Genomic DNA, 1,481 nt, shown 5'->3' with positions numbered 1-1,481 from the left:
CCGCCGGTATCGGTGCGACAGATTTCGCGAATCGCATAGCTGATGTCATCACTTTCGCGCCAGGCGTCCGGCAACCAGCCACACCCCAGTTTCAGTTCACCCAATGGGCTATCGTGTATGGACCGGACACATGGTGGACACATGTGCGGGGACATGGTTGACACATTATGGACCATAGTCAGGTTTGCTCACGTCGATCGTTCGTAGGAAGTGATGGCAGAAAAACACGTCAAACAGTCCATCACCTTCAGTGTTGGGCCGTATTGCGATGTGATGCCCAGCCAAACCTTTGGCGATGCTGAAGTAGCGTTTCTGAAAACGAAAACGGCTGTGATAAGCCTTGGCTAATACGTCGTCCGGTCCGTACTCAAAGGTTGGTAACTGTTGCGGATAAGCCCATGGGCTGGCTCTATACCGGTCCATAGGCACCTTGTAGTCCAGCGCCTGATGGGGCCGTTGCAGGTTATAAACATCACGCCACCGATCAAATGCTGCTTGAGCTTCCTTGAGCGTGGAAAACTGACGCCCTTCAAGTACTTCGGCCTTGAGTGAGCGATGGAAACGCTCAATCTTTCCATTGGTTTGTGGGTGGTAAGGGCGGCTGAAACTGATCCGAATACCCAGACGAATCAACCAGATACTCAGCTCTGTGATTTCACCAGGGTTACGTGGAGAGCCCCAAGGCGGTCCGTTATCAACGTTGATGCGAGCCGGTAATCCGAAGCGCTGGAATACCTCGGTCAACCTTTCTTTCACCGTGGCTCCACGCTCGTTATCACAAGCTTGAATAGCCAAACTGAAACGTGAATGGTCGTCCAGTAAAGTCAGGGGATGGCATCTGCCTTCTTGCGTCGGGAAATGCCCTTTGAAATCCATCTGCCAAAGATTGTTGGGCGCCTCGTGTTCAAACCTCAGCTTTGCCTCTTGCTCCTTCGTAGTCGGCTGAATCAGCCCGTGCCGGTGCAGGACATTGGTAACGGTGCTGGGAGCAATCTGCTTTTTCAAGAGGCTGCTGATCGTGCGCCCACCCCATGCTGGATGGTCTTGTCTGAGCGCTATGACCTGCGCTTCCAGGGCCGGCGTGGTCAGCTTGGGGCTGGTAGCCGGTTTTCGGGATTTATCTTGCAGCCCTGAATGGCCGAGCGTCGCGTAGCGGTTAAGCCACTTGTAAGCCGTCTGCGGACTGATACCGAACCGTCGGCATAGTTCTCGTTTGTTGCTGCCGGGTTGCCCTGCTAAGGCAACAAACTCTTCTTTCAGGCTCATGGCATCTCTCGTGTCCCAGGGCATGATGGCTTTCCGGCGAAATTGGCTCGCCGAAAAGTGTCCACCATGTCCCCGCACACCCGTCAACCATGTGTCCGGTCCATACACAAAAGTGACCCGCCGTAAGGGCGGAACCGCCAGTGGCCGTCACCTAAATAACGGATATGTACTCAACCCCACCCCAAAAAAACCTCACCCCGCCTGCCGCAAATGCT

General features: G+C 54.4%; 1 protein-coding gene. It reads right to left on the bottom strand.

From position 1 onward, the window contains the following. Positions 1 to 165: 165 nt before the first annotated feature. Positions 166 to 1,290, bottom strand: a complete 1,125-nt coding sequence (locus EPJ54_RS19615) for an IS481 family transposase (protein ID WP_024073683.1) — start codon at positions 1,288 to 1,290, stop codon at positions 166 to 168. Positions 1,291 to 1,481: the final 191 nt, after the last annotated feature.

This window comes from Vitreimonas flagellata (assembly GCF_004634425.1).
GTDB classification, from domain to species: Bacteria; Pseudomonadota; Alphaproteobacteria; order Caulobacterales; family Aquidulcibacteraceae; genus Vitreimonas; species Vitreimonas flagellata.
Note: the sequence above shows the minus strand (reverse complement) of the source record. Positions and strands in the feature narration are given on the sequence as shown.

Coding starts and splice junctions, on each gene's coding strand:
- EPJ54_RS19615 (WP_024073683.1), bottom strand. CDS start 1,290: ATGCCCTGGGACACGAGAGATGCCATGAGCCTGAAAGAAGAGTTTGTT.